Source organism: Streptomyces sp. CB09001 (assembly GCF_003369795.1).
In the GTDB taxonomy this organism is placed as follows: domain Bacteria; phylum Actinomycetota; class Actinomycetes; order Streptomycetales; family Streptomycetaceae; genus Streptomyces.
In genome coordinates this window covers 2,237,893-2,261,715 of sequence record NZ_CP026730.1, presented here as the reverse complement: position 1 = coordinate 2,261,715, position 23,823 = coordinate 2,237,893, and the positions used below count along the sequence as shown (strand labels likewise).

Genomic DNA, 23,823 nt, shown 5'->3' with positions numbered 1-23,823 from the left:
CTTGCGGCACATCTACCGCTGCCCACTGCGCTGGGCGGACATGGACGCGTACGGCCACGTCAACAACGTGGTCTTCCTCCGCTACCTGGAGGAGGCCCGTATCGACTTCCTGTTCCGCCCGGAGAAGGACTTCAAGCAGGGGTCCGTGGTGGCACGCCATGAGATCGACTACAAGCGGCAGCTCGTCCACCGGCACCACCCGGTCGACATCGAGCTGTGGGTCACGGAGATCAGGGCGGCTTCGTTCACCCTCACCTACGAGGTCAAGGACGGGGACGTGGTCTACGTCCAGGCCTGCACGGTGATCGTGCCGTTCGACTTCGAGGCGCAGCGCCCCCGGCGGCTCACCGCCGAGGAGCGGGAGTTCCTCCAGGAGTACACGGACGCCGAGGAGGCCGTCGCCGCATGACGGTGCTCCACCTCGCCGACGAGGGGGAGGCCGCGGATCTCGCGGCCTTCCTCTCCCGGCTGCTCCACTACGACCGGTCGGCCGCGGTACGTCTCCAGGCGACGGGCACGGCCCTGGCCGTCTTCGGCCGGCCGCCCTCCTTCGAGGTGCTGGCGGTCCGTGCGGTACGGCTGGCCAAGCCGTACGAGAACGGGCTCGACGCCATGCTCGACGTGACCGTCTCCGCCGGTGAACTGCTCGAGTCCGTGGACGAGCCGGCGGCCACCTCCGGTGTGCCGGGTGCGGTGACCGGGCCGCCCTGGGCCGGGGTGCTGCCCCCGCGCGGGGGCTGGCGGACCGAGGCGGGGCTGCCCGGCCCGGACGCCCTGCGCGCGCTGGTCGCCGCCGCGGTGGCGGAGTTCCGTACGCGCACGGACGAGCTGGCCCCCGAGGCCCGTACGCGGGCCGAGCTGGACCGGGTCGGGCGGGAGATCTGGTCCCGGACCGTCGGGGAGACCGGGCTGCCGGTGCGGGCCGTGCACGCGGCCCAGTCGCTCGGGTTCCTGCGGCCGCGCGGGGCGTCCGGCCCCGGTCCCGGCTCGGGGTCCGGCTCCGGCTCCGGCTCGGACGAGGGCGCGCCGAAGCTGCTGTCCTCCGGTGCGTGGCTGCGGCTGCGTACGCCCTTCGGGTCCGTCGCGCTGCGGCGGGCGGGGACCGGTGCCCTGGGCCTCAGCGTGCGCTGAGGCCGCCCGGGCCGCCCCGGCCGTTCAGTGCTGGGGCTCGCTGTCGTCCGGGCGGACGGCGATGTGGTCGCTCTCCAGTTCCAGGGCGACGCGGTCGCGCATGCCGAGGGCCGCGGTGTAGTCGGCGGGCAGCTGGAGCCGGCCGGCGCGGTCCAGCATGGCGTACTCGCGGGCCACCACCGTCTCGTGGCCGGTCTCGGCGTCCACCTCGCTGCGGCGCAGGACCTCCGTGGAGGTGCGGCCGTCGCGGATGGCGACGGTGCGGCGGACCTCACCGGCCACCGCCTGGTCGTGGGTGACGATGACGACCGTGGTGCCCAGGTGCTCGTTGGCCGTGCGGAACGCGGCGAAGATCTGTTCCGCGGTGTGGGAGTCCAGCTCGCCCGTCGGCTCGTCCGCGAGCAGCACGGACGGGTTGCCCGCGAGGGCCACGGCGATGGCGACCCGCTGCTGCTGCCCGCCGGACATCTGCTGCGGGCGCCGGTCGCGGCAGTCCGCGATGCCCATCAGGTCCAGGAGCTCCAGCGCGCGTTCGGTGCGCGCCGCCCGGCGCCCGCCGGTGCCGGACAGCTGCAGGGGCAGGGCCACGTTCTGCGCGGCCGTCAGATAGGGCATGAGGTTCCGGGACGTCTGCTGCCAGACGAAGCCGACCACCGTACGGCGGTAGGCGAGGCGGTCCTTCGCCGTCATCGCGAGCAGGTCGCGCCCCGCGACCCGGGCCGACCCGGCGGTCGGGGTGTCCAGACCGGCCAGGATGTTCATCAGCGTGGACTTGCCGCTGCCCGAGGCGCCCACCAGCGCCATCAGCTCGCCCTCCCGGACCAGGAGGTCGAGTCCCTGCAGGGCCTGCACCTCCACCCCGTCCGCGCTGAAGATCCGGACCAGGCGGTCGCAGGTGATCAGCGCGTCGTGTCCGTAGGCGGGCCGGTCCCGGGACGCCGTGGCGCGGTCGGCCAGGTCCGCGAGGGTGGGGTCGGTCGTCATCGGGTCTCCTCCGTGTCTCCGCCCGGGTCCGCGTCCGCGGTCAGCCGGGTCTCCGGTCGGGCCTTCACCGCGCGTCACCCGCCCTGAGTTCCGCCACCGCTCCGCGCCGGCCCGACCACCAGGCCTGAACCGCCGCCACCCCCACCGCCAGGACCAGCACCGCCACCGCCGGGACGGCCAGCGACCACGGGTCGGCGCTCAGTTCCGCGCGCCCCGCCGGGGACGTCGCCGTGGGCACCGCGAGGGTCGCCAGGTCGATGCCGGGGGACAGGAGCCGTACGGCCGCCCAGCCGGTCAGGATGCCGCCCAGAGCCGCGGGCAGCGCCTGCGGGAGGGACTCCAGGACGAGCAGACGGCGGCCCTGGGCGCGGGTGAGGCCCATGGTGCGCAGCCGGGCCAGGAGCGCGGCGCGTTCGGGGGCGCTGCTCGCGAGGGACAGCAGCAGGGCCAGGGCGGCGTATCCGGCGGCGGCGGCCACGGCGGCCGTGTAGATGCGCTCCGCACCGGACTGCAGCGGGGAGTCCACGTAGCTGTCGCGCTCCTCGGACCGCAGGTGGACGGTGCCGGCGTCGCCTCCCGCCCGGTGCAGCGCGCCCGCGTCCAGGTCGTCGCCGGTCAGCAGCAGTACGTTCGGCCGGGTGGCCGCGGCCGGCAGTCCGGCCCGGTCCACGACGAGGAAGTCCTCGCCGTACACGGCCGGGGTGCGGTCTCGGACCAGCACGATCCGCAGCGTGGCGAAGGTGCCGTCGGCCAGGCGGACCCGGAAGGTGCCGTCGCCCAGCCGTTCGGCGACCGCGGGGGAGGCCAGCGCCGGCAGTACGGCGTCCTCGGAGCCGCCCTCGGCGCCGTCGGGCCGCTCCAGCTCGCCCGCGGGGAACGCGCCGAGGCCCGTTCGCCCGGCCAGCGCCGCGTAGCCGGCCGGGTCCACCGTCGCGAGCGGCAGCGACTGGCGGCCGTCCTGGATCCTGGCCTGGTAGTCGACGCCGACGTCGGTGACCTCCCGCACCCCGGCTGCCCGCCCGAGACGGCCGGACAGGCCGGAGGGCAGGGCCTCGTCCGCCTCCACCCGGGCGTCGGCGCCGACCGAGAGCAGTGCCGCCCGGTCGCGGGCGTCGGCCACGCCGCTGAGGACCGAGCCGCCGAACGCCGCCACGGTGAACGCGGTCAGCAGCGCGAGGAGGGGCAGCGTGGCGGAGGCGGAGGTACGGCCCGCCCGGGCCAGCGCGAGCGGCCCGACGGCGCCCCGCAGCCGCCCGGCCGGGCGGGCCAGACCGCGCAGCGGCAGCGGATACAGGCGGACCAGCACCAGCGCGGCGATCACCCCGACCAGGACCGGGGCCATCGCCACCAGGTCGCCGGCGCCGTCCGTCGCCCCGCGACGGCGCAGCATCTCGACCGCCCCGAGCGCGAGCACCACGACGGTGAGTTCGGCGACCGTACGGCGCCGGGACGCACGCGCGGAGGCCACGTCGCGCCGGCCGTCGTGGATCCGGACGGTGTGATGGGCGGCGGCGGCCCGCAGCGGCAGGGCGAGACAGGCCACGGTGGTGACCGCCCCGGCGGCCCAGAGCGCGGGGAGCAGCCGGGCGCCGGGCAGCGCGAGCAGTGCCGCGCCGAACCCGAGGGCGCCCGCGGGCACGGCCACGACGGCCGTCTCGGCGAGCAGCCGCCCCGCCATGCCGCGTACGGAGGCGCCGCGGGCCCGCAGCAGGGCCAGTTCGGCGCGGCGCCGCTCGCCGGCCAGGCCGCCCGCCATCAGCAGGACCACGGCGGCGACCGTGCCCGCGCCCGACGCGGCGACGACGACCAGCGGGCCGATGTCGCCGCGGAGTTCCTGGTACGTGGTGAAGGCGGCGTCGAGTCCCGTGGTGACGTCGGTGAGCGGGTTGATCGTCGCGTGCAGCCGCTCCAGGCCGGGACCGGACTCCAGGGAGGCCACGGCGGAGGCCAGCCCGTCGAGGTCGCGGCTGTGCAGGGCGTCCGGGGAGGGGGTCAGGTGCCAGTAGCGGACCGTGGAGGTCGCGCCCAGCACCGCGGGCGCCGCCTCGGGGGCGAGCAGCAGACCGCCCACCCAGTAGGAGGGGTTGGAGGCGCCCATCGGCCCCGGCACGCGCCGCAGGGAAGGGGCGCGCAGCAGGGAGTCGACGGACCAGTAGGGGCTGTCGGCGTCCTCGGGCGTGACGATGCCGGTGACACGGACGGTGAGGTCCTGGTGGGCCGACACGTGGATGACCGAGCCCACCTCGACGTGCAGCGTGCGGGCCGTCTCCTCGGTCACCGCGGCCTGCACCTCGGTGGTCTCGATGCTCGTCTCCCCGCCGGGGACCTCGGGCAGCCGGCCGGAGCGCAGCCGGGTGTGGTCGGCGAGACCGTGCGGGGCGGCGAGGAGCATCTCCGCGGGGAGGCCGTCGGGCCGGGGCAGCCACTTGTCCGGCGAGGGCAGGGTCTCGGTGGTGCGGACGCCGTAGGAGGACCGCTTCCCGTCGATGACGAGCGGTCGTTCGACGGCGTCGAGGGTGGACCTGTACAGCTCGGTGAGGCGTTCGGGCCGGACGCTCTCCTCGGTGTGGGCCAACCCTCCGTCGAGGTCGGGACCCGCGGTCACCAGGATGCTGCTCTCGTCGACCGGGGCGCGCGCCACGGCCTGGCGCAGACCGGCGTCCGTGTACCGGTCCAGCGCCCGGGGGAACGCGGCGGCCAGGCACGCGGTCAGCGCCACCAGCACCGCCAGTGCGACGGCGGCGCCGGGGGCGGCCCGCAGCCGGGTGCGCACCCAGGGGGCGGTCACACGGTTCACCGTCCGGTACCTCCCTGTCCATCGGGGGCCGACGCCGTGTGTGTGCGGCGCGGTGCCCGTACGGCGACGGTCACCGGCAGGGCGGCGGCGGTCACCGGCAGGGCGGTGGCCTTCCCGGCCGGTGGCGGGGTGGTCACGGGGTTCACCGTCCGGTGCCTCCGTGGTTCCGTGCGGGGTGTCGTCGTGGGGGTGGGGCGTGGGGACGGTGTGGGCCCGGGTGGGGTGGCTTGGTGGCCCGGCAGGGGGCGGTTGCGCGGGCGGGTGGGTGTCCGGGGCGGGGGCACGGGGTTCACCGTCCGGTACCTCCGTGGTCCTTGAGGGTCACCGTCGTGTCGGTGCGGCGCAGGGCCAGTGCCGCGGTGACCAGGAGCGGGACGACGGCCATGCCGGCCAGCAGCAGGGCGACGCGGTCACCCGGCAGGGCCACCTGCACGTCCGGCACCGGGCGGGTGGCCTGCGGGGTCAGTACGGTCAGCGGGATGACCGCCCGGGTCAGGACCGCGCCCAGGGCGGCGCCGGTCAGCAGCGCGAGCCCGGTCAGCACGCCCTGCTCGGCGGCGACCGTGCGGGCCAGCCGGCGGCGCGAGGCGCCCAGGGCACGCAGTACGGAGAACTCGGTGCCCCGCTCGCGCAGCGACCCGGCCGCGCTCACCGCGAAGCCGACCGCCGCGAGCGCCGCCGCCACCAGGGTCGCCGCGGCGAACGCGGCCCCGGGACCGGCGCCGAACGGGTCGTCCCGCAGCCGCTCGGCGACCTCGTCGCGCACCAGTACCTGGGCCGGTGCGGTGTCCGGGAACGCCCGCAGGCCCGCCGCCGCCTCGTCGGTCCTGCCCGGCCCGGCCCGCAGCCACCACTCGGTGGGCGCGACGGAGGCGCCGTACTTGCTCTGCAGATGCCGGTTGACCGCGGGCAGGTCGACCAGCAGGGCACCGCCGAACTGCGCCGAGGGGGTCTCGGGCTCGGTGCCCGGCAGCGCGCGCACGGAGCGCACGATCCGCACCGGGACGTCGTGGCCGCCGATCAGCACCGTGACCCGCTGTCCGGTGCTCGCGCCCGAGGAGTCGAGGAAGCGGTCGGTGGCCACGGCGGTCACCTCGGCCGGTTTCGGCTGCGCGACCCGCAGCCGCACGGTCAGCGTGGTGATCTTCCAGCCGCCGGCCTCCGAGTAGCCCGTGGAGTACTCGACGGCGAGCGGACCCGGCTTCAGCAGGCGCGGAGTGGACGGAGCGCCCGGCGCGTCCGGCGTGACCGACGGCGGCGCCAGCTCCGAGCCGGCCGTCCAGGCGTCCGGCAGCGGCACCGGCCGCGCGGTCCCGTCGGCGGCCGTGGCCGTCACCCGCCGTACCGTCAGGCGGTGTTCCTCGCTCTCGCCGCCGGGCTGGACCACCGTGAACTCGACGCCGGTCAGGGTGAGCGGTCCCGCGGAGACGTCCATGTCGAGGGTGTGCTCCCGGCCGTCGGCGGTCAGGGAACCGGCCGCCAGCCGGTACGGGCTGCCCCAGCGGTCCTCGACGGTGACCGTCACGTCCGCCGACCGGGAGCCGACGTAGGCCGGGTCGAGGCCCGGGACGGCCAGGGTCGCCGCCAGCGTGAGCCGGGCCGTGCCCGCCGGGATCGTCGCGCCCTTCGACGGCTGTTCCGGCGCCATGCCGGACAGCAGCCCGCGCGGCGACTCGTCGGCCAGGTCGGGGCGCATCAGCATCAGGCCCGCCGCGTGCGAGGTGTCCAGCGCGAGCACCGTCGCCGTCCGGTCGCCGGACAGGGAGACCTCGGACCGGGCCGCGGGGGCGACCTCCGCCACCCCCGTGACGCCCGCGACCAGGTCGGTGCGGCCCGGGCCCGGCGTGCCCGAGGCCTGCATCCGGATCGGCGCCCCCGTGCGGAAGTCGGCCTGGTCGTCCTGCGAACGGGACCACGAGGCGCCCTGCCCGATCGCCATCGTGCCCAGCGCCACGGCGAGCACCAGCAGCAGCACCGGACCCGCCCCGCGCATCGGACGGCGGCTCAGCTGCCAGCCCGCCAGCGCCGCCGCGAGGCCGCGCCCGCTCGCCGCCCGGCGCTCCGCGAACCGCGCCACCAGCGGCAGCAGCCGCAGCGCCAGCACAGTCCCGGCCAGCAGCGCCAGCGTGGGCGTCGCCACGAACAGCGGATCGACCCCCAGGGTGCCCGGGGCATCGGCGTCGCCCGTCCCCGCGGCGGATGTCTGCTGGTCCAGCTGCCAGTAGGCGATACCGGCGATCACCAGCAGACCCACGTCCGCGCCGGCCCGCAGCCAGCCCGGCAGTGCCCGGGGCCGTCCGCCACCGGCCTCCGGCGCGAGGGTCAGCGCGGGCAGCGTCACGGCCAGCGTGCACCCGAGCGCCGCGACCGCCGCCACCAGCCACACGGTGCCGCTGCCGCCGGCCGCCGGCTCCCAGCCGAGCCCGATCCGGGCCGGCGCCCCCTGTCCGGCCAGCAGCCGGACCAGCGGCCTGGCCAGCAGCGGTGCGCAGACCAGCGCGGGCACGGCCAGCAGCAGCGCCTCCAGCGCGGACCCCGCCGCCAGCCGGGCCCGGGAGGCGCCGCGGGCCCGCAGCAGCCGCAGCTCGCCCGCCCGCTCCACGCTCAGCAGCCGCGCCACCAGCAGCAGCGCGCCGCCCGCGAGCAGCACCAGCTGCGAGGCGATGACCAGGAGGGTGGAGCGGGACACCTCCAGCGAACGGTCGAGACGCTCCAGGATCGCGGGCAGTTCGGTGGTCGCCGCGGTGGTGCCGCTGAGCACCTGCTGCTCGCGCAACCACGCCAGGCCGCCCCGGGCCGCGTCCCCGAGCGCCTGCGTCCGCCCGGTCGTCAGCGACGAGTAGTCCGCCGTCACCAGCCACCCGGACGACCCCGCGCTGACCCGGCCGCCGCTCAGCGCACCGGGCGCGGCGAGCAGCGGCCCGTACGTCGTGAAGCCGCCCTGCTGGAGGCCGCGCCCGGCCAGGTCGTCGAGGCGCCAGTACGGCGACCCGGTGTCGACCGGCCGGTACAGGCCGCTCACCACGATGTCGACGGCCGGGCCGTCGAGCCGGTCGGTGAGGGTGAGCCGGTCGCCGGTACCGACGCCGATGCGTTCGGCGGCGGCGACCGGCACCGCCACCTCGACCGCGCCGCCGGAGTCCGCGCCTCCGTCCCCGGCCCCGTCCTTGCCCCCGCCCCCGTCCTCGGGGAGCCGTCCCTCGTCGACGCGGACCTGCGTCGGGTCGAGCGCCGCGAAGAAGGTCAGATCGGGATCGCCGGACCGCTCGGTCGCGGGCCGCAGGGAGCCGGGCAGCGCGTACGGGCCCGAGCGCACCAGGGTCCGTACCGTCCGCGGCAGCCCGTCGAAGGTCTTCGCGGCGCCCTCGCGCACGGTGGCGTCCGCGGCCGCCCGCTGTGCGGCCGGTACGTCCGCCTTCACCATCAGCGCGGCGTCGGCCCCGGTGCGCGAGTCCGCGAGGGCGTGCCGCAGAGCCGCGTCGCCGATGGCGCCCGAGTACGCGGTCAGGGTGGCCAGCACCGTGGTGGTGAGCAGCACGGTGAGCAGGGCCGCGGCCAGCAGCAGGCGGTGCGCCCGCGCGCGCAGCAGCACGAACCCCATGAGCCCCCCGTACCCCGCCACCCGGCCCCCCGCCGCTGTTGTCCAGACCTCTCCGGGATGTTGTCAGAGGAGGAGGTACGGAAGTAAGCGTTTGGGGCTTGGACTTGATCGGATTGTGACCGGAATCCGGCGTCGGGTGACCGGAATGCGTCCTGTCAGCCCGGGGTGTTGATCATTGAGGCCGCCGCGTACGTCAGGTACTTCCACAGCGTCTGCTCGTGTTCCTCGGACAGGCCCAGCTCGTCGAGCGCGACCCGCATGTGCTTCAGCCAGGCGTCGTGCGCGGCCCGGTCGACGGCGAAGGGGGCGTGCCGCATCCGCAGCCGCGGGTGGCCGCGGTTGTCGCTGTACGTCGTGGGGCCGCCCCAGTACTGCATGAGGAACAGCGCGAAGCGGTCCTCGGCCGGACCCAGGTCCTCCTCGGGATACATCGGCCGCAGGATCGGGTCCTCGGCGACTCCCTCGTAGAAGCGGTGGACGAGTCGGCGGAAGGTCTCCTCCCCGCCGACCTGCTCGTAGAAGGTCTGCTCCTGAAGCGTGCCGCGCCGAATCTCGTTCACGCCGTCCATGGTCTCAGACCCGGGGGCATAGGACTCAAGACCTAGGACCCGCTCAGGGACCCTGCCCACGGCCCGCCCGGCCCGTACTGTTGAAGCATGGGCGGGTACGAGGACCTGGACAGCCTCGCCGCTTCCGCGCGGGCGGAGCTGGTGCGGGAGATCGAGCTGAGCGGTGCCTGGACGGCCGACCCGGTGTGGCGGGAGGCGTTCCGGGAGGTCCCGCGCCACCTCTTCGTGCCGTACTACTACGTCGGCGTCCGGGGCGGCTACGAACGCCGGTGGGGCGAGGACCCCGACCCGGGCGTCCGCGAGCGCTGGGTGCGCGGCGCGTACGCCGACGCCCCGCTGGCGACGCGGATGCGCGACGGCGAACTGCTCTCCTCCAGCAGCCAGCCCTCGCTGATGGCGATGATGCTGGTCGAGCTGGGCGTGCGGGACGGCGACCGGGTCCTGGAAATCGGCGCCGGGACCGGCTACAACGCCGCCCTGCTCGCCCACCGGCTCGGCGACGACGACCTGGTCACCACCGTCGACCTGGACCCCGAGATCACCGAGTCGGCCCGCCGGCACCTGGACGCCGCCGGGTACCGCCCGGCCGTCGTCACCGGCGACGGCGCCCGCGGCGTCCCCGAACGCGCCCCCTACGACCGGATCCTCGCCACCTGCACGCTGCCCTCGGTGCCGCGCGCCTGGCCGGCCCAGTGCCGCCCCGGCGGCCGGATCCTGGCCCCGCTGGCCACCGGTCTCGTCGTCCTCACCGTCCGCGACGCCGAGCACGCCGAGGGGCGCTTCCTGCACACGCCCGCGTACTTCGTACCGCTGCGCGGCGCGGACCGCGCCGCGCCCGAGACACCGGGCCTGGGCGGCGTACCGCGCCGGGCCCGGGAGGACGACCTGTTCCGCTTCCTGCTGTCGCTGAGCCGGGGCGGGCTCGATCCGCAGGAGGCGTACGCGCTGTGGCAGCGCGAGGACGCCCCGCGCCGCGAGCGCTACGGCATCACCGTCAGCGGCGAACGGGTCTGGGCGTGGCTGGACGACCCCGAGGGCCCCTACGCCTGGCCGTTCCCCTGACGGTGCGGGCCGGTCGCGCCGCCCCGCCTATCCGCGGCGGATCGTGATCGTCGTCCAGGCGCCCACGTGCACCCGGTCGCCGTCCTGGAGCGGCACCGGCACGAAGGGCTGGATCGGCTCCTCGCCGCCGTTGACCGTCGTGCCGTTCGTCGAGTTCTGGTCGACGACCGCCCAGCTGCCGTCCGGCTGCTGCACCAGCACCGCGTGCTGGTGCGAGACGCCCGGGTCCTCCGGCGGCACGGCCAGATCGATGTCCGGGACGTCGCCCGTGGAGTGCCGCCGACGGCCGATGGTGATCTGGTTGCCGGTGAGCGTGCGCTGCTGCTCGGGCGAGTACGCGGGCAGGTTCAGGCCCGCGGCCTCGGGGCCGGAGCGCTGCATCATCGCCATGAAGTACTCGCGGTCCGGGCCGATCGTCGCCGACCAGGTGGCCGGCTGCTGAGGCCGCTGCGGCTGCTGCGGGAAGCCCTGGCCGGGCGGAGGCGGCGGCGCCTGGGTGGCGCCGGGCTGCGGGTAGCCGTACCCGCCGCCCTGGGCCGGGCCCGGTCCGCCGGGACCTCCCGGAGCGCCGGACGTCGGCGGCGGGAGCACCCAGTCGTCCCCGCCGAAGGACGGGCCGCCCTGCTGCGGGCGGTTGGCCTCCTGCGGGAAGGCGGGCGGGACCGACGGACCGGCCTGGTACCCCTGCGGAGCGCCACCTGGACCGCCGGGCCCACCAGGGCCGCCGGTGCCGCCGGGCGGGACGGGGCCGGGCGGAGGCGGGACGGGACGCGACGGATCACTGCCGAAGCCGGGCGGGGCCGGCGAACCGGACGGGCCGTTCGGACCGCCGGGGCCTCCTGCGCCGTTGAAGCCGCCCGGACCACCGGGGCCGCCCGGACCACCGGGACCATTGGGGCCGCCGGAACCACCTGGGCCGCCCGGGCCGCCGAAATCGCCGGGACGGTTGGGTCCGTCGGGGCCGCCGAAACCACCAGGTCCACCAGGTCCACCAGGCCCACCGGGCCCACCGGGCCTGTCGGAACCCCCGGGCCCGCCAGGGCCGAAGGGGCCGCCGGGGCCGCCTGCGGGACCGCCGGGACCTCCGCGACCCGCCGGGTCGGCGCCGAAGGGCGGCGGGCCCGGGGGGATCGGTTCTGCGGGGCGGTTCATCTGGGACGGGCGGGAGCCCTGGTAGTCGTACGCGTCACCGCCGCCGTACGACGGACCCGCGGGCGGCTGCCCGAAGTGCGGCGCCGGGCCACCGGACGCCGGCGGGCGCGGGGCGGCCGGGGTGTACGAGGTGGCGGTGTTGGTCAGGAAGTTCCACCGGCACTCCTCGCAGAACGGCGCACCGCCCTCACGCGGCGTGCGGCACTGCGGGCACAACTGCGGCTCGCCGCCCGGACCGCCGGGCCCGCCACCGGGACCGCCCGGACCGGCGGGCGGCGGGAAGCCGTAGCCGCCGCCCGGAGGGGGTGGCGGCGGAGGGGGCGGCACGGCACCGGCCATGCGGTGACCGCAGACCTCGCACCAGTCGTCGGAACCCGACTGGTGTCCGTTCGGGCAGGTCGGCATGTCGGAGCTTCCCTCTCTTGCGGGCGTGTCGCGCGGTTGTTGAGCGTCACTTCTTCACACGAACAGTCTTGGTCGACCGGGTCTCGAGAGTCATCTCGTCGGCCTCCTCGACCTTCGCTTTCAGTCGCACAGTACCTGCCGCCGCGTCCACCACGTCCACCACCTTCGCAAGCAGTTTCGCCGTATCCGCGTTTCCGGAGACTCCGGCGAGCTGAACCGCGCGGCCCAGTTTGGCCGTTGCTCCGTCGATGTCTCCCGCTTTGCGGAGATCGAGCCCTTGTTGGATGGCTTGTGCCAGTTCGGCCTGCCCGGTGTAGTGGGCGACTTGGGGGTTGATCGACGTGGAGGCGGTCATGTCGTCGGTCCACACGGCCCGTACGAGACCCTGCGCGCCGAGGTTCTGGACACTCCCGTCGGGCTCGGGGATCACCAGCGAGACGCGGGCGGCCAGCATCTCCTGGCCGAGGCCGGCGGCCGGTACCTCGACGCAGACGTGGTAGTCGCGGGACTCGTCGCCCCAGGAACCGGTGGGGTAGTCACCGGCCCGCGGCCCCGCCTCGGCGCGGCGGGCGGTCAGCTCCTCGACGGTCGGGGCGACCTGCTTGACGAACTTCACCGTGGTGCCGACCGGGGTCCACAGCCGCAGCGCGACGTCCGCGACCTCCTTGCCCATGGCCGTCTCCATCATCCGCGTGAAGTCGGCGGCCAGGCCGGCCGGATCGGCGACGATGTCGGCGGTGCCGAGCAGCGCGGAGGCGATCCCTGTGACTTCTTTCACCTCCCAGTCGGTGCCCACGCCCCGGGCGTCGCACGTGAAACGCCCGGCGCAGGCGTCGAGCGCGGCCTTGAGGTCCTCCGGTGACTCGTGCTCGTTGCGGCCGTCGGTGAGCAGGATGCCGTGCCGGATGGCGACGTCCGCGGTGGACAGCAGCCGGTCGGCCAGCCGCAGCCAGGTGCCGATGGCGGTGCCGCCGCCCGCGCTCAGCCGGCGCAGCGCATGCTTGGCCTGTTCGCGGGTGGTGGCGTCCGCGACCGCGAGCCGGCCGCCGCCCGGGTAGATTTCCTTGGCCACGTGGGTGCCGCCGACCACGGCGAAGTGCACGCCGTCGCGCAGGGTGTCGATCGCGGCGGACGTGGCGTCGCGGGCGTTGCGCATCTTGGTCGGCGGGTAGTCCATGGAGCCCGAGCAGTCGACCATCAACGCCACGGCGGCGGACGGCCCCTGACCGGGCGAGTACAGATGGGGCGCGGCGACCGCGCTCCCGACCGTGCCGCCGCCGGTCGCGGTGACCGTGACGATGGCGTTGACCTCACGCCCGCCCTCGGGCAGGTACTCGTTCTGGTAGACGTCCACCGCGAACTGCGGCACGTTCGACTTCGAGAAATTGGCCATGCCGGATCGCATCCCCCTCTACGTCCCCACAGCAGTGGGGGTCTTGGCTTGCTGGCGCGGGCCGCCCCCTGCGGTCCGCGAGGCCGCCCCTCCACCCGTGTCCGTGCGGGGGCCTCAGGCCGATCCTGCCCCCTGCGGCGGGGCCGGGAACGGCAGGAGGGCCACTGTTACGTTGTCGTGGCCCCCGCCGTCCAGGGCGTGACCGACCAGAACACGGGCGCCGTGCAGCGGGCGGTCGGCGGCGTCCGGGGGCATGGCCTCGGCCATCTCCTCGGCGGACTCCGCGTAGTTCCACAGGCCGTCCGTGCAGACCACGACCACACCGGCGCGGTCCGGCTTGAAGGACGCGGTGTGCGGCTCCAGTTCGTAGGCGTCGGCGCCCAGCCAGCCGGTGATCGCGTGGGCGCGCTCGTCGGCGTAGGCCTCCGCCTCGTTCATCAGGCCGGCGGCGACCATCTGCGCGGCCCACGAGTCGTCCTCGGTGAGCCGGGCGGGCGGCGTGGTGCGGTCGGCCGGGACCCAGTAGACGCGACTGTCGCCGACCCAGCCGACGACCAGCAGCCCGGCGGTGACCACGGCGCCGACCAGCGTGCAGGCGGGCGCGTTCTGGTGCGGGGCCTGTTCGCGGGCGGTGGCGGGCTCGTCGGCCAGCGCGTTGACGGCGTGCGAGGCGGCGAGGATGGCGTCGTGCATGGCCTGCTGCGGGTGCGTGCCGCGCGGCAGGGCGCCGAGCAGCAGCTCGCCGGCCGCCCGGGACGCGGCGAGGGAGGCGTCGTCGGGGCGGGTCGCCGAGGACACGCCGTCGCAGACGATCGCCACGGAGGCGGGGGCGCCGTCGGGCAGGGCGGTGCAGCCCACCGAGAACGCGTCCTCGTTGCGGTGGTGGCGCAGCCCGCGGTCGCTGACGGCGGCGATCGGGCCGGACTCCTGCTCCATGTGGTCGCGCTCGCGGGGCTGGGCGTGCCCGCAGTTCTCGCAGTAGCCGTCGTCGTCGACCCGGCCCGCGCGGCAGGCCACGCACACCTTCTCGGCCGCGGCCGGTGCGGGAGCCGGGGCCGGCTCGGGAGCCGCCTGTTCGGCGGTCAGCCGCGGGTCGGGCGCCTGCAAGGGGTACTCGTCGGGCTCCCCCGGCCGGTCGAGCCGCACTCCGGGCGCGGGCGACCCCGCCGGTGCCGCGGGAGCCGCCGGTGCCGAAGGCGGCACCGCGGGCGGCGGCGGGGGCGGCGGCAGCGGGGAGCCGCCCGAGTCGGTGCCCGGCAGTTCGGCCGCCGCGTGCACCGGGGCGGGGTGGCCGTGGCCGTCCGAGTCCCGGGCCACCGGCCAGTCCACGCCGTCCGGCGGGGGCACCGCGCCGTTGATGGCGAGGGTCGGGCTGTCCTCGGGCCGCGCGGGCACGACGGACAGGTCGTATCCGCACGCACCGCAGAATCGGTCACCCGACTCGAGGGGCTCCTCGCAGCTCGGGCACTTCGGCACAGCGGCCTGCTGGGGCATCTGCGACATCAACTACACCCACGTCCGGGGGCGGTAACGATTGGCACGTTCCACCAGGTCGATCCTCTCCTCGCCGCCCCGCGCCAGCCGGGCCAGCGTGCGGTACGAACGCTCCAGGCCGAAACGCAGGCCACGTTCGTCCAGGCCGCTGCCGAGCAGCGTCCGTCCTCCGGCGGCGGGAGGGACGGAACCCCGACCTCCGGAGAGTACCCAGTCCAGCGCGCAGCCGAGGACCTCGGCCGACAGCTGCTCGCGCCGCGCCGAATCCAGACCGTACACGTCCAGCGCCTCGACCTGCCGCGCCGCGGCGATCAGGTCGTCCAGGAACTCCAGGTCGCCCGCGGCCGCGGTGCGCTGCCGCAGCCGCGCCCGTACGGCCGCCACCCGCGCCGCGGTGCAGTGGACGGACGACTCCGGCACCGACTCCAACGTCCGTACGGCGGCCGCCCGGTCACCGGCGGCCAGCTGCACCCGGGCCAGACCGAACGCCGCGCTGACGTGGCTCGGGTCGGAGGACCACACCAGCCGGTAGTACTCGGCGGCGTTGTCGAGCTGCCCCAGCACCTCCGCGCACAGGCCGAGCGCCAGCTTGGGCGCGATCTCGCCGGGGAAGGCGTCGTAGATCGCGTCGAAGGCCAGCGCGGCGTCCTCGTGGGCGCCGGTCACCAGCGCGGCAAGACCGCGGTACCAGACCACCCGCCAGTCGTCGGGGCGCTCACCCTCCAGGGACCCCAGCGCCTCCAGGGCGCCGGACGCGTCGCCGTTCTCCAGCCGGGCCCGGATCTGCCGCAGCCGGGTCTCGGTCGACGGCGCCGGAGCGGCGGCCAGCGCGGTCAGCAGCTCGGCCGGAGCGGACGCCATGAGGCCGGCCAGGAAGCCCGCGTTGGGGTCACCGGCGTCGACCCGGGGGACCGGCAGCGCGAGCGAGGCGGTGGACGCGTCGGCACCCTTGACCAGGCCGAAGCCGCCGGTACCGGGACCGCCGGGACCGCCGACCGTGCTGACCGCACCCGGCAGCGAGGCGCTCGCGCCCCCCGACGCGGACACCGGCGCACCCGCCGCTGCCGCCCCCGTACCCGCGCCGACCGGCGGGGCGTGCGCGACGGTCCCGCCCGGCGCACCCACGGCCGGACCGGACCCGCCCGGCAGCGCGGGCGCCGCGCCCGCCCCGCCCGGCAGGGCCGCACCGGAGCCGCCCCGCGGTCCTCTCGTACGCGGCGCCCTGGCCCCCAGCCGCGACACGTCGCCGTCCATGCGCGGGAACAGCTCGGTGTCCGTCACCCGCACCTCGGGCCCGAACAGGGTGGAAACGGCGGGCCTCGCGCGGCCCGTCTGGAGCGAGACCACCTCGCGCAGCACACCCGTCAACTGCTCCGCCATCTCCTGCGCGGAGGCGAACCTGCGGGCCGGATCCGGGTCGGTGGCCCGCACCAGCAGCCGGTAGAACGACTCGTAGTGCCGGAAGACCTCGATGCTGTCGGGGTCCGGCAGCGAGTCCGCGTACACGGTGGTGTAGCCCTGGAAGTCGAACGACAGCACGGCCAGGGTCCGCCCCACCGTGTACAGGTCGGACGCCACCGACGGGCCGACGTCGGCGACCTCCGGGGCCTGGTAGCCCACCGTGCCGTAGATCGCCGACTCGTCGTCGTCCATGCGGCGCACCGCGCCCATGTCTATGAGCTTGAGCTGGTCCTCGGTCTGGATGGCGTTGTCGACCTTGAAGTCGCAGTACAGCAGCTTGCGGCTGTGCAGGTGACCGAGCGCCTCCAGCGCCTCGATGCCGTACGCGCAGGCCTGCTCGACCGGCAGCGGATCCCGCCGCCCCTGGGGGGAACGCCGGGCGTTGGCGATCTCCTTGAGCGACTTGCCGCCGACGTACTCCATGACGATGTAGCCGTCGAGGGAGCCGGTGCGCTGGTCGAGGTGCTCGACGAAGTTGTAGATCCGCACGATGTTGGCGTGCTCGATCTCGGCGAGGAAGCGCCGCTCGGAGATCGCCGCCGCCATCGCGTCCTGGTCGCCGGTGTCCAGCAGGCCCTTGAGGACCACCCAGCGGTCGGAGACCGCCTTGTCCACGGCGAGGTAGATCCAGCCGAGCCCGCCGTGTGCGAGGCAGCCCACCACCTCGTACTGGCCGTGCACCACGTCCCCGGCCTTCAGCTTGGGCACGAACGAGTACGGGTGGCCGCACTTGGTGCAGAAGCCCTCCGTGCGGCCCGGCCGCTCGCCACGCGCCCGCCCGACCGGCGCTCCGCAGTCCGAGCGCGAGCAGAACCGCTTGCGCTCGGGCACCTCCGGGTGGTCCATGACCATCTCGCGCGGGTCGGGCCGCGGCACCGCCGGTACCTCGACCAGACCGGCGCCGAGGCGCCCGCGCCCGGTGGAAGCCGCGCCCGAACCGGAGCTGCGCACCGACACCGAACGCCCCGTGGAGCGGCCCGAGACCGCCCGGGAGAGCCGGCCGGACACCGAGCGCCGGGACTTCGACGAGCGCGACGACTGGGACGAGGTACGCGAACTGCGGGCGCTGGAGCGGGAACCGCCGCTGCCCGACGAGCCGCGTGACCCGCGCGAGCCCCCGCCGCCTCCGCCTCCGCCTCCGGCGACGCCGGTCGGTGTGGAGCCGAGCGCGCCGCCCGCCGCCACGACCGGCGCCAGACCGCACGTGTCGCAGTACAGCTCGCCGCCGCCCATGTCCTCGTAGGTCCCGCCGCAGCCGGGACGCTGACACGTCCGCCCTGCCTCACTCATGACGCTGCCTCCCCCTTCTCGCTTCCGCGCCGGTCGCCGCCCGGGTGCCGGTTGCCGCTCATGCGCCGGGCCCCGTCCGGTCCACCGGTCCGCCCTGGCCGGGCACGCGCCGTGCGGTGCCGAGCAGTTCGGCCGCCGCGTGCTGGTAGCGCAGCACGGCCTGCTCGGCGACGCGCAGGTCGCAGGGCGCGCTCCACAGCATGCGGCGCGCCTTCTCGTACTTCTCGGCCAGCTCGGGGTCCTCGGCGTGGCCAAGCCGGGCCATCTTCGCCTTGTACGCGTCCAGCCGGCCGCGCAGCTCGGCGCGGACCGCGAGCGGTGCGGTGACCGCCGTCAACGACTCCCGGGCCCGCAGCAGTTCGTCCTCGGCCTTCTCCTCCAGGGACTCCAGGAGCGGCGACAGCCGGTGCCACTGGGCGTGCCTGCGGTACTCGGCGGCCGCCGCCAGCTGCTCCTGGAGCACGATCGGCGGCCCGCCGACCACCGGCACCTCCGTCGCGGCGATCTTCGCCAGCACCTCGCCCCGCGCGGTACGGGCCTCCGCCAGCGTGCGGTCCGCGCGTGAGAGCACGTCCCGCAGCCGCACGATCCGCTGCTCGGCGTCCTGGCGCACGGCCAGCACCGCGTCGATCTCGCGGCGCACCTCCTCCAGGGCGCGCGCCTCCCGGTCGTACACCGTGGTGTCGGGACGGCCGCCGCCCGGCGCCGAACTGCCCTGGGCGGGCGTCCAGAAGGCCAGCGGGTCGGAGATCACCTGCTCGCGCAGCCGCGTCAGGGTGCGGGTGATCCGCTCCAGGTCGTCGCCGGCCGGGTGCTCGCCGGGGCGCACGCCCACGGAGTGGGCCAGCTTGCGGGTGCGCTGCAGTTCGGCGGCGAGTAAATCGATCCGGGCGGGCAGCGCCGACCACACCGCGTCGGCCGCGACCACCATGTCCAGGGAGGTCGCGTAGAGCTGGTTCATCCGGTCCACCAGCGTGACCAGTGAGTACCGCTCGCTGAGCCGGCCGGGACCGCCGTGCGGGGTGGGCGCGCCGGCGGTGGCGGCGGCACCTCCGGCCACCGTCACGGCCTCGCCGCGCAGCAGCTCCGTCAGCTCGGCCAGGTCCTCGCGGCTGGACCAGCGGCGCCGGGAACGGATCTCCCGGGCGGAGCGCAGCGCGCCCGTGTACGCGTCGAAGTAGGTCCACAGCAGCGTGATCGACGCCTCGGCGGCACTCCAGCGCTCGGCGGTGACACCGGTCAGCTCGGCGCCCTCGAGGAGTCTGCGGCCCGCGTGGTCCTGGAGGGCGAGGAGCGAGGTCTCGATCGCCTCGTGCTCCGCGCCGAGCCGCGCCAGCGCACGGTCCACCTCGTCCCGGTCCATCACCGGCCCGGTGGGTCCCGTGTCGCCCATCGATCACCTCTCGCCGTCGCGGACTTGCCCGTGCTTCGCGTGTACTCGTTCTTTCTACGCCTGCGCTGCGGCCGCCGGTCAGCTCCGGCGCAGGTACTGCGGGGTCGGCGGCAGCGACTTCGCCGGGTCGTCCATGGTCTCCGACAGCCATTGCTCGTACGAGTGCTGCCAGCCGTCGGCCTGGTCCGCGCGCCACTGTTCGAGGACCCGGTTGACCCGGCGTACCAGATCGTCGGCGTCCTTCTTCATCGCCACGCCGTAGTACTCGGTCGTGAAGGCGTCGCCCTTCAGCTCGACCGTCGGGTCCTGCGCGGCCTGGCTCGCGGCGAGGGCGCCGTCGGTGACCACCGCGTCGACCTCGCCGAGCTGGAGCCGTACCAGGCAGTCCAGTTGGTTGGGCACCGTGGTGCGCAGATCGACGCCCTCGGCCGGCCTGCCGTCCTTCTGGTCCTGCTCCAGCGTGCTCAGCGCCGTCGAACCGGCGGCCGTGCAGATCTCCTTGCCGGCCAGCGTGCCGTTGTACCCCGTGATCTTCGAGGACTTGGGCGCCAGCACCTGCTGGCCGGTCCTGAAGTAGGGGGCGGAGAACGCGACGTCCTCCAGCCGGTCGCAGTTGATGGTCATCGTGCGGACCACCATGTCGACCCGGCCGTCCTGGATCGCGGGGACGCGCTGGTCCGTGGGTATCGCCTTGAACTGCACGGCGTCCTCGTCGCCGAGGACGTCCTTCGCGATGCGGTGCGCCAGGTCGATGTCGAAGCCCTCCAGCTCGGCGTCGCCGCCGCTGTTCGGGTCGCGGTAGCCCCAGCGGAAGCTGTTCTGGTCGACGCCGACGATCAGTTTGCGCTTCTCGCCCTCGCGGGCGCGGATCGCGTCGACGGTGGGTCCGTCGGCCCCGGACGGGACAAGGGTCTGCTTCTCCGGGTCGGTGCACTCCTGCGCGGCCCGCGCCTGGCTGCCGCGGGCCGCGCCGAGGCCGTCGGCCTCCGCACCGCCCCCGCCTCCGCCTCCGCCTCCGCCGTGCCAGGGGACCGCCGGCAGGAGCAGGGCCGCCAGCACCGCGAGGACGCACGCGAAGGCCATCGCCCCCACTCCGCCCCAGCCCCTCAGGCCGGTCCGCAACCGTCCGGCACGCATCCTCACGCCCCCTGTCACGGGTCCTGCCTCCACGGGCCGCACGGGCACCCCTTCCCGCCGGCCCGCCGGGCCCGCCGCCCGCCTCACCGGTACTCCGACAGCCTGCGGCCGATGCCTATGAGCGCGCCGGCCGCCCCCAGCGCGGCGAGCACGCCCGCGCCCTGCGGCAGGTAGCCCATCGCGTCCAGACCGTCGCCCGCCGCCTGCTCGAACTCGGCCTTCTCGTGCTTCAGGGCGGTGGCGAGCGCGGCGTCGACGCCGTCGAAGCACTCCACCGTGGCGCCGTCGCCGCCGATCACCAGGTTCAGTGCCTGCTGGTAGTTGCCGTTCTCGTCCTGCGTACGGGCCGAGGTGTGGCGCTTCTTCCACTCCGTCATGTTGCCGTTCGCCGTGCCGACGGGCTGTTCGCCCGCCTTGTCGTCGGCGAGCCGTTCCGCCTCGGCCAGCGCCTTGCCGAGGCTGTCCATGTTCTTGCCGAAGGCCAGGTCGTAGGAGTCGTACGTCCTGTCGCCCACCTTGGTCGTCTCCGCGCCGCGGGAGACCAGGGTCAGGTTCTCGTTGCCCCGGGCCTTGAGGGAGGCGATGCGGGCCTCGTTCAGCGCGTTCAGGGAGCGCACGCCGTGCTCGTAGGAGTCGGTCAGGTTCGACCGCGCGACGCCGTGGCCGACGACCAGCCAGAGCAGCACGACCGCGGAGGCGGCGCTCGCCGCGACCATCCCGTGGTTCAGGACGCGGTTGGTGCGCCGGTAGGTGCGGTGCTGGGCCCAGGCCAGCGCGCCGAGCAGGACCAGGCCGAGGGCGATCGCCACCCAGGGGTAGGGCTTGGCGTCGCCGTAGTCGGCGCCCAGCCGCTGGTTCTCCTTCTTGTAGAGGTCCTCCGCCGCCGGGAGCATCTCCTTCTGCATCTTCTCGTTGGCGTAGCGCAGATAGGCGCCGCCGACCGGGAAGCCCTGCCGGTTGTAGGTGCGGGCGCGCTCGACCAGGCCCTTGTACTCGGGCAGCAGGCGGTTGAGCTTCGCGATGGTCGTCGCCGCGGGCGATCTCGGCTCGGAGTTGGCGGCGGCCGTCACGAGCCCCTCGGCGGCCGCGCGGATCCCGTTCTCGTAGCGCGTGCGGGAGTCCTCCGTCTCCTGGCCGCCGGCCAGGAAGCCGCTGGAGGCCGCGGTGTTGGCCTCGGCGAGGGAGCGGTAGATGTCGGCCGCCGCGGAGCTGAGCGGCTGGCTGCGGGTCAGCACGTCGTCGGCCGCCGCGGCCCGCTCGCTGGTCTGCCAGGCGGTGACGATGCCGAAGGCGACGACGAGCACGGCGAGCAGCGCGCCGATGATGCGCAGCCGCCCCGGCTCGGTGACCGCCGCCGCGCGCAGCCGGTCCACGCCCTCGGCGAAGGCGGTACGACGCGGCGCCGTGTCCGGCGGCGGTGCCGCGCCGCTCTTCGGCGGTTGAGTCACTGCTGACCTCCCCCATGGTCATCCGTCGCCGCAAGTATCGCCGTCCGCACCGACATTCGCACCGGCCTTCATCCGATCTTGATGTGATCCCGGTGCAACGCACCACCCCTGCCCATGAATACGCCACGGGAACCGGTTCGGTTCCCCGTACCGGTTCCCGTGCGCCGACACGGCGCGATACGCAGACGGCCCAGACGGCCCAGACGGCCCAGACGGCCCAGACGGCCCAGACGGCCCAGACGGCCCAGACGGCCCAGACGGCTCAGGCGGCTCAGGCGGTGAAGTGCTCCCGGGCCCGCTCCCGGGCCCTGGGGGCCGCGCCCACGCGGTCGAGCCCCAGCAGCACCGCGCCGAGCACGGGCGGGGCCGTCACCACCCTGGGCACGGCCTTGGGGGCGCGGGCCGCCAGCAGCTCCCGTATCCGCCCGTCGAGCTGCGGATGCCGGGCCGCCAGCACGCTGCCGCCCAGCAGCACCGGCGCGGGTTCGGCCAGCAGGTCGAGCCGGGTCAGCGCGACCGTGGCCATGGCCACCACCTCGTCGGCCTGCCGGTCCACGACCGACCGGGCGAGCGGGTCGCCGTCCGCGGCCGTGGCGAACAGCACCGGGGTCAGCTCGTGCCGCCGTACCGGCTCGACCCGGCGCAGGTGCAGGGCCTCGATGAGCGCGTACATCGAGTCGAGGCCGAAGTGGGCCGGCAGGGTCCGGGCCAGTTCCGTCGGCCCGCCGCGGCCGTCCTCCGCGCGCGCGGCGTGCCACAACGCCTCCTCGGCCAGCCCCCAGCCGCCGCCCCAGTCGCCGGAGATGCGGCCGATGGCCGGGAAGCGGGCGGTCCGGCCGTCGGGGCGCATGCCGACGCAGTTCACGCCCGCCCCGCACACGACGGCGACGCCCAACGGTTCGTCGACGCCCGCCCGCAGGACCGCGAACGTGTCGTTGCGGACCTCGACGCTCGTGCCCCACGCGCGCGCGTGCAGCGCGGCGGCCAGCTGCTCCTCCTCCACGGGCAGGTCGGCGTTTGCCAGGCACGCGGACACGTGGTCGACGGAGGTGACCCCGGCCGCCGCGAACGCCCGCGTCACCGCGTCCGCCAGGGCGTCCACGGCCCGTTCGACCCCCACGGCGGGCGGTCGGAAGGCCCCGCCGCGCGCCGTGCCGAGGACCTCGCCGTCGGCGGCCACCACGGCCACGTCGGTCTTGCTGTTGCCCGCGTCGACGGCGAGGACGCTTGCGCTCAGGCCCACGCCAGGTGCTCCCGGTTGTGCGCGATCAGCCGGTCGGTGAGCTGCTCGGCGTACGTGTACTGGCCGACCAGGGGGTGGGCGAGCAGCGCCCGGAAGACCCGGTCCCGGCCGCCGCGCAGGGCCGCCTCCAGGGCCAGGTCCTCGTAGGCGGTCACGTTCGCCATCAGCCCCGCGTACAGCGGGTCCACGTCCGCCACCGGCAGCGGGGTGGCGCCCTTGCCGCCGACCGCCGCCGGGACCTCGATCACCGCGTCGTCGGGCAGGAAGGGCAGCGTGCCCCGGTTGTAGGTGTTCACCACCTGGTACGGGGAGCCGGCGCCGCCGAGCAGGGCGGCGGCGAGGTCGACGGCCGCCTCGGAGTAGTAGGCGCCGCCGCGCTTGGCGAGCAGCGCGGGCTTCTCGTCCAGGGCCGGGTCGCCGTACATCTCGAGGAGCTGCCGTTCCATCTCCGCGACCTCGGCGGCGCGCGACGGCTTGCTGCGCAGCTCGTCGACGACCTCGTCGTGGGCGTAGTAGTAGCGCAGGTAGTAGGAGGGAACGACGCCCAGGCGGTCCAGCAGCGGCCGGGGCAGACGCAGGTCGGCGGCGACCGCGTCCCCGTGCTCGGCCAGCAGGCGCGGCAGCACGTCCTCGCCCTCGGGGCCGCCGAGCCGTACGGCGGTCTCCCAGGTGAGGTGGTTGAGGCCGACGTGGTCCAGGTGGACGTCGGCGGGTGCGACCCCGAGCAGCCCGGCGAACTTGCGCTGCAGCCCGATGGCCACGTTGCACAGCCCGACCGCCCGGTGTCCGGCCTGGAGCAGGGCGCGGGTGACGATGCCGACCGGGTTGGTGAAGTCGATGATCCAGGCGTCCGGGTTGGCCCGTCGCACCCGTTCGGCGATGTCCAGCACCACCGGCACCGTGCGCAGCGCCTTGGCGAGCCCGCCCGCGCCGGTCGTCTCCTGCCCGACGCAGCCGCACTCCAGCGGCCAGGTCTCGTCCCGCTGCCTGGCCGCCTGGCCGCCGACCCGCAGCTGGAGCAGTACGGCGTCGGCGCCGTCTACGGCGGCGTCCAGGTCGGAGGTGGTGACCACGCGGCCGCCGTGCCCCTGCCTGGCGAAGATGCGGCGGGCGAGACCGCCCACCAGCTCCAGCCGGTCCGCCGCCGGGTCGACGAGCACCAGCTCCTCCACCGGGAGCGTGTCCCGCAACCGGGCGAAGCCGTCGATCAGTTCGGGCGTGTAGGTCGAACCGCCGCCGACCACGGTGAGTTTCATGAAGTCA

General features: G+C 75.3%; 17 protein-coding genes. 3 read left to right on the top strand and 14 right to left on the bottom strand.

The features are described from left to right. Nucleotide 1: 1 nt before the first annotated feature. Both C4J65_RS10415 and C4J65_RS10410 read left to right on the top strand, forming a co-directional pair. The gene (locus tag C4J65_RS10415; RefSeq protein WP_115742161.1) at nt 2-409 is read left to right on the top strand and encodes a thioesterase family protein; all 408 of its coding nucleotides are present in this window, start codon (nt 2-4) and stop codon (nt 407-409) included. Then, on the top strand, nt 406-1,131 hold the full coding sequence (locus C4J65_RS10410; RefSeq protein ID WP_162833122.1) for a hypothetical protein: 726 nt from the start codon (nt 406-408) through the stop codon (nt 1,129-1,131). The genes C4J65_RS10415 and C4J65_RS10410 overlap by 4 nt, the downstream gene beginning before the upstream one ends. Nucleotides 1,132-1,155: 24 nt before the next feature. Here the strand turns inward: C4J65_RS10410 and C4J65_RS10405 are convergent, their stop codons facing one another. From C4J65_RS10405 to C4J65_RS10390, 5 genes are all read right to left on the bottom strand, one after another. After that, nucleotides 1,156-2,115, bottom strand: coding sequence for an ABC transporter ATP-binding protein (locus C4J65_RS10405; protein WP_115742160.1), 960 nt, complete (start codon nt 2,113-2,115; stop codon nt 1,156-1,158). Nucleotides 2,116-2,179: 64 nt separating this feature from the next. Further along, the gene (locus C4J65_RS10400) at nt 2,180-4,912 is read right to left on the bottom strand and encodes an FtsX-like permease family protein (RefSeq protein ID WP_162833121.1); all 2,733 of its coding nucleotides are present in this window, start codon (nt 4,910-4,912) and stop codon (nt 2,180-2,182) included. Continuing rightward, the gene (locus C4J65_RS36000; RefSeq protein WP_162833120.1) at nt 4,909-5,049 is read right to left on the bottom strand and encodes a hypothetical protein; all 141 of its coding nucleotides are present in this window, start codon (nt 5,047-5,049) and stop codon (nt 4,909-4,911) included. The genes C4J65_RS10400 and C4J65_RS36000 overlap by 4 nt, the downstream gene beginning before the upstream one ends. A 152-nt stretch (nt 5,050-5,201) precedes the next feature. Then, the gene (locus C4J65_RS10395; protein WP_162833119.1) at nt 5,202-8,513 is read right to left on the bottom strand and encodes an ABC transporter permease; all 3,312 of its coding nucleotides are present in this window, start codon (nt 8,511-8,513) and stop codon (nt 5,202-5,204) included. Between the two features lie 155 nt (nt 8,514-8,668). Then, entirely contained in the window at nt 8,669-9,082 is a 414-nt protein-coding gene (locus C4J65_RS10390; protein WP_011028501.1) for a globin, read from the bottom strand. 87 nt (nt 9,083-9,169) lie between these two features. Between C4J65_RS10390 and C4J65_RS10385 the strand changes: the two genes are divergently transcribed. After that, a complete protein-coding gene (locus tag C4J65_RS10385; RefSeq protein WP_115742158.1) occupies nt 9,170-10,144 on the top strand; it encodes a methyltransferase domain-containing protein in 975 nt (324 codons plus the stop codon). Nucleotides 10,145-10,171: 27 nt separating this feature from the next. Here C4J65_RS10385 and C4J65_RS10380 read toward each other — a convergent pair whose 3' ends face one another. The 9 genes from C4J65_RS10380 to C4J65_RS10335 form a co-directional block, all read right to left on the bottom strand. Then, nucleotides 10,172-11,701, bottom strand: a complete 1,530-nt coding sequence (locus tag C4J65_RS10380; protein ID WP_115742157.1) for an FHA domain-containing protein — start codon at nt 11,699-11,701, stop codon at nt 10,172-10,174. Between the two features lie 46 nt (nt 11,702-11,747). After that, nucleotides 11,748-13,094, bottom strand: a complete 1,347-nt coding sequence (locus C4J65_RS10375; protein WP_115742156.1) for a VWA domain-containing protein — start codon at nt 13,092-13,094, stop codon at nt 11,748-11,750. A 114-nt stretch (nt 13,095-13,208) separates the two neighbouring features. After that, nucleotides 13,209-14,597, bottom strand: coding sequence for a PP2C family serine/threonine-protein phosphatase (locus tag C4J65_RS10370; protein WP_115746378.1), 1,389 nt, complete (start codon nt 14,595-14,597; stop codon nt 13,209-13,211). 3 nt (nt 14,598-14,600) lie between these two features. Further along, complete coding sequence (locus C4J65_RS10365) at nt 14,601-17,339, bottom strand: serine/threonine-protein kinase (RefSeq protein ID WP_115742155.1); 2,739 nt, start codon at nt 17,337-17,339, stop codon at nt 14,601-14,603. Nucleotides 17,340-17,397: 58 nt separating this feature from the next. Then, entirely contained in the window at nt 17,398-18,732 is a 1,335-nt protein-coding gene (locus C4J65_RS10360; protein WP_115742154.1) for a hypothetical protein, read from the bottom strand. A gap of 78 nt (nt 18,733-18,810) precedes the next feature. Beyond that, nucleotides 18,811-19,869 (bottom strand): glutamate ABC transporter substrate-binding protein, encoded by a 1,059-nt coding sequence (locus C4J65_RS10355; protein WP_115742153.1) that lies wholly within the window; start codon nt 19,867-19,869, stop codon nt 18,811-18,813. An 83-nt stretch (nt 19,870-19,952) separates the two neighbouring features. Continuing rightward, nucleotides 19,953-21,317: a hypothetical protein gene (locus tag C4J65_RS10350; protein ID WP_115742152.1), complete on the bottom strand. Its 1,365-nt coding sequence runs from the start codon at nt 21,315-21,317 to the stop codon at nt 19,953-19,955. 271 nt (nt 21,318-21,588) lie between these two features. Then, nucleotides 21,589-22,560 (bottom strand): BadF/BadG/BcrA/BcrD ATPase family protein, encoded by a 972-nt coding sequence (locus tag C4J65_RS10340; RefSeq protein WP_162833118.1) that lies wholly within the window; start codon nt 22,558-22,560, stop codon nt 21,589-21,591. Beyond that, on the bottom strand, nt 22,551-23,816 hold the full coding sequence (locus C4J65_RS10335) for a 6-phospho-beta-glucosidase (protein ID WP_115742151.1): 1,266 nt from the start codon (nt 23,814-23,816) through the stop codon (nt 22,551-22,553). The genes C4J65_RS10340 and C4J65_RS10335 overlap by 10 nt, the downstream gene beginning before the upstream one ends. Between the last annotated feature and the right edge of the window lie 7 nt (nt 23,817-23,823).

What these genes read in the sequence shown, in the direction of transcription:
- C4J65_RS10405 (WP_115742160.1), bottom strand. Translation starts at nt 2,115, where the DNA reads ATGACGACCGACCCCACCCTCGCGGACCTGGCCGACCGCGCCACGGCG.
- C4J65_RS10355 (WP_115742153.1), bottom strand. Translation starts at nt 19,869, where the DNA reads ATGCGTGCCGGACGGTTGCGGACCGGCCTGAGGGGCTGGGGCGGAGTG.
- C4J65_RS10410 (WP_162833122.1), top strand. Translation starts at nt 406, where the DNA reads ATGACGGTGCTCCACCTCGCCGACGAGGGGGAGGCCGCGGATCTCGCG.
- C4J65_RS10390 (WP_011028501.1), bottom strand. Translation starts at nt 9,082, where the DNA reads ATGGACGGCGTGAACGAGATTCGGCGCGGCACGCTTCAGGAGCAGACC.
- C4J65_RS10380 (WP_115742157.1), bottom strand. Translation starts at nt 11,701, where the DNA reads ATGCCGACCTGCCCGAACGGACACCAGTCGGGTTCCGACGACTGGTGC.
- C4J65_RS10385 (WP_115742158.1), top strand. Translation starts at nt 9,170, where the DNA reads ATGGGCGGGTACGAGGACCTGGACAGCCTCGCCGCTTCCGCGCGGGCG.
- C4J65_RS10370 (WP_115746378.1), bottom strand. Translation starts at nt 14,597, where the DNA reads ATGTCGCAGATGCCCCAGCAGGCCGCTGTGCCGAAGTGCCCGAGCTGC.
- C4J65_RS10335 (WP_115742151.1), bottom strand. Translation starts at nt 23,816, where the DNA reads ATGAAACTCACCGTGGTCGGCGGCGGTTCGACCTACACGCCCGAACTG.
- C4J65_RS10365 (WP_115742155.1), bottom strand. Translation starts at nt 17,339, where the DNA reads ATGAGTGAGGCAGGGCGGACGTGTCAGCGTCCCGGCTGCGGCGGGACC.
- C4J65_RS10395 (WP_162833119.1), bottom strand. Translation starts at nt 8,513, where the DNA reads ATGGGGTTCGTGCTGCTGCGCGCGCGGGCGCACCGCCTGCTGCTGGCC.
- C4J65_RS10360 (WP_115742154.1), bottom strand. Translation starts at nt 18,732, where the DNA reads ATGGGCGACACGGGACCCACCGGGCCGGTGATGGACCGGGACGAGGTG.
- C4J65_RS10375 (WP_115742156.1), bottom strand. Translation starts at nt 13,094, where the DNA reads ATGGCCAATTTCTCGAAGTCGAACGTGCCGCAGTTCGCGGTGGACGTC.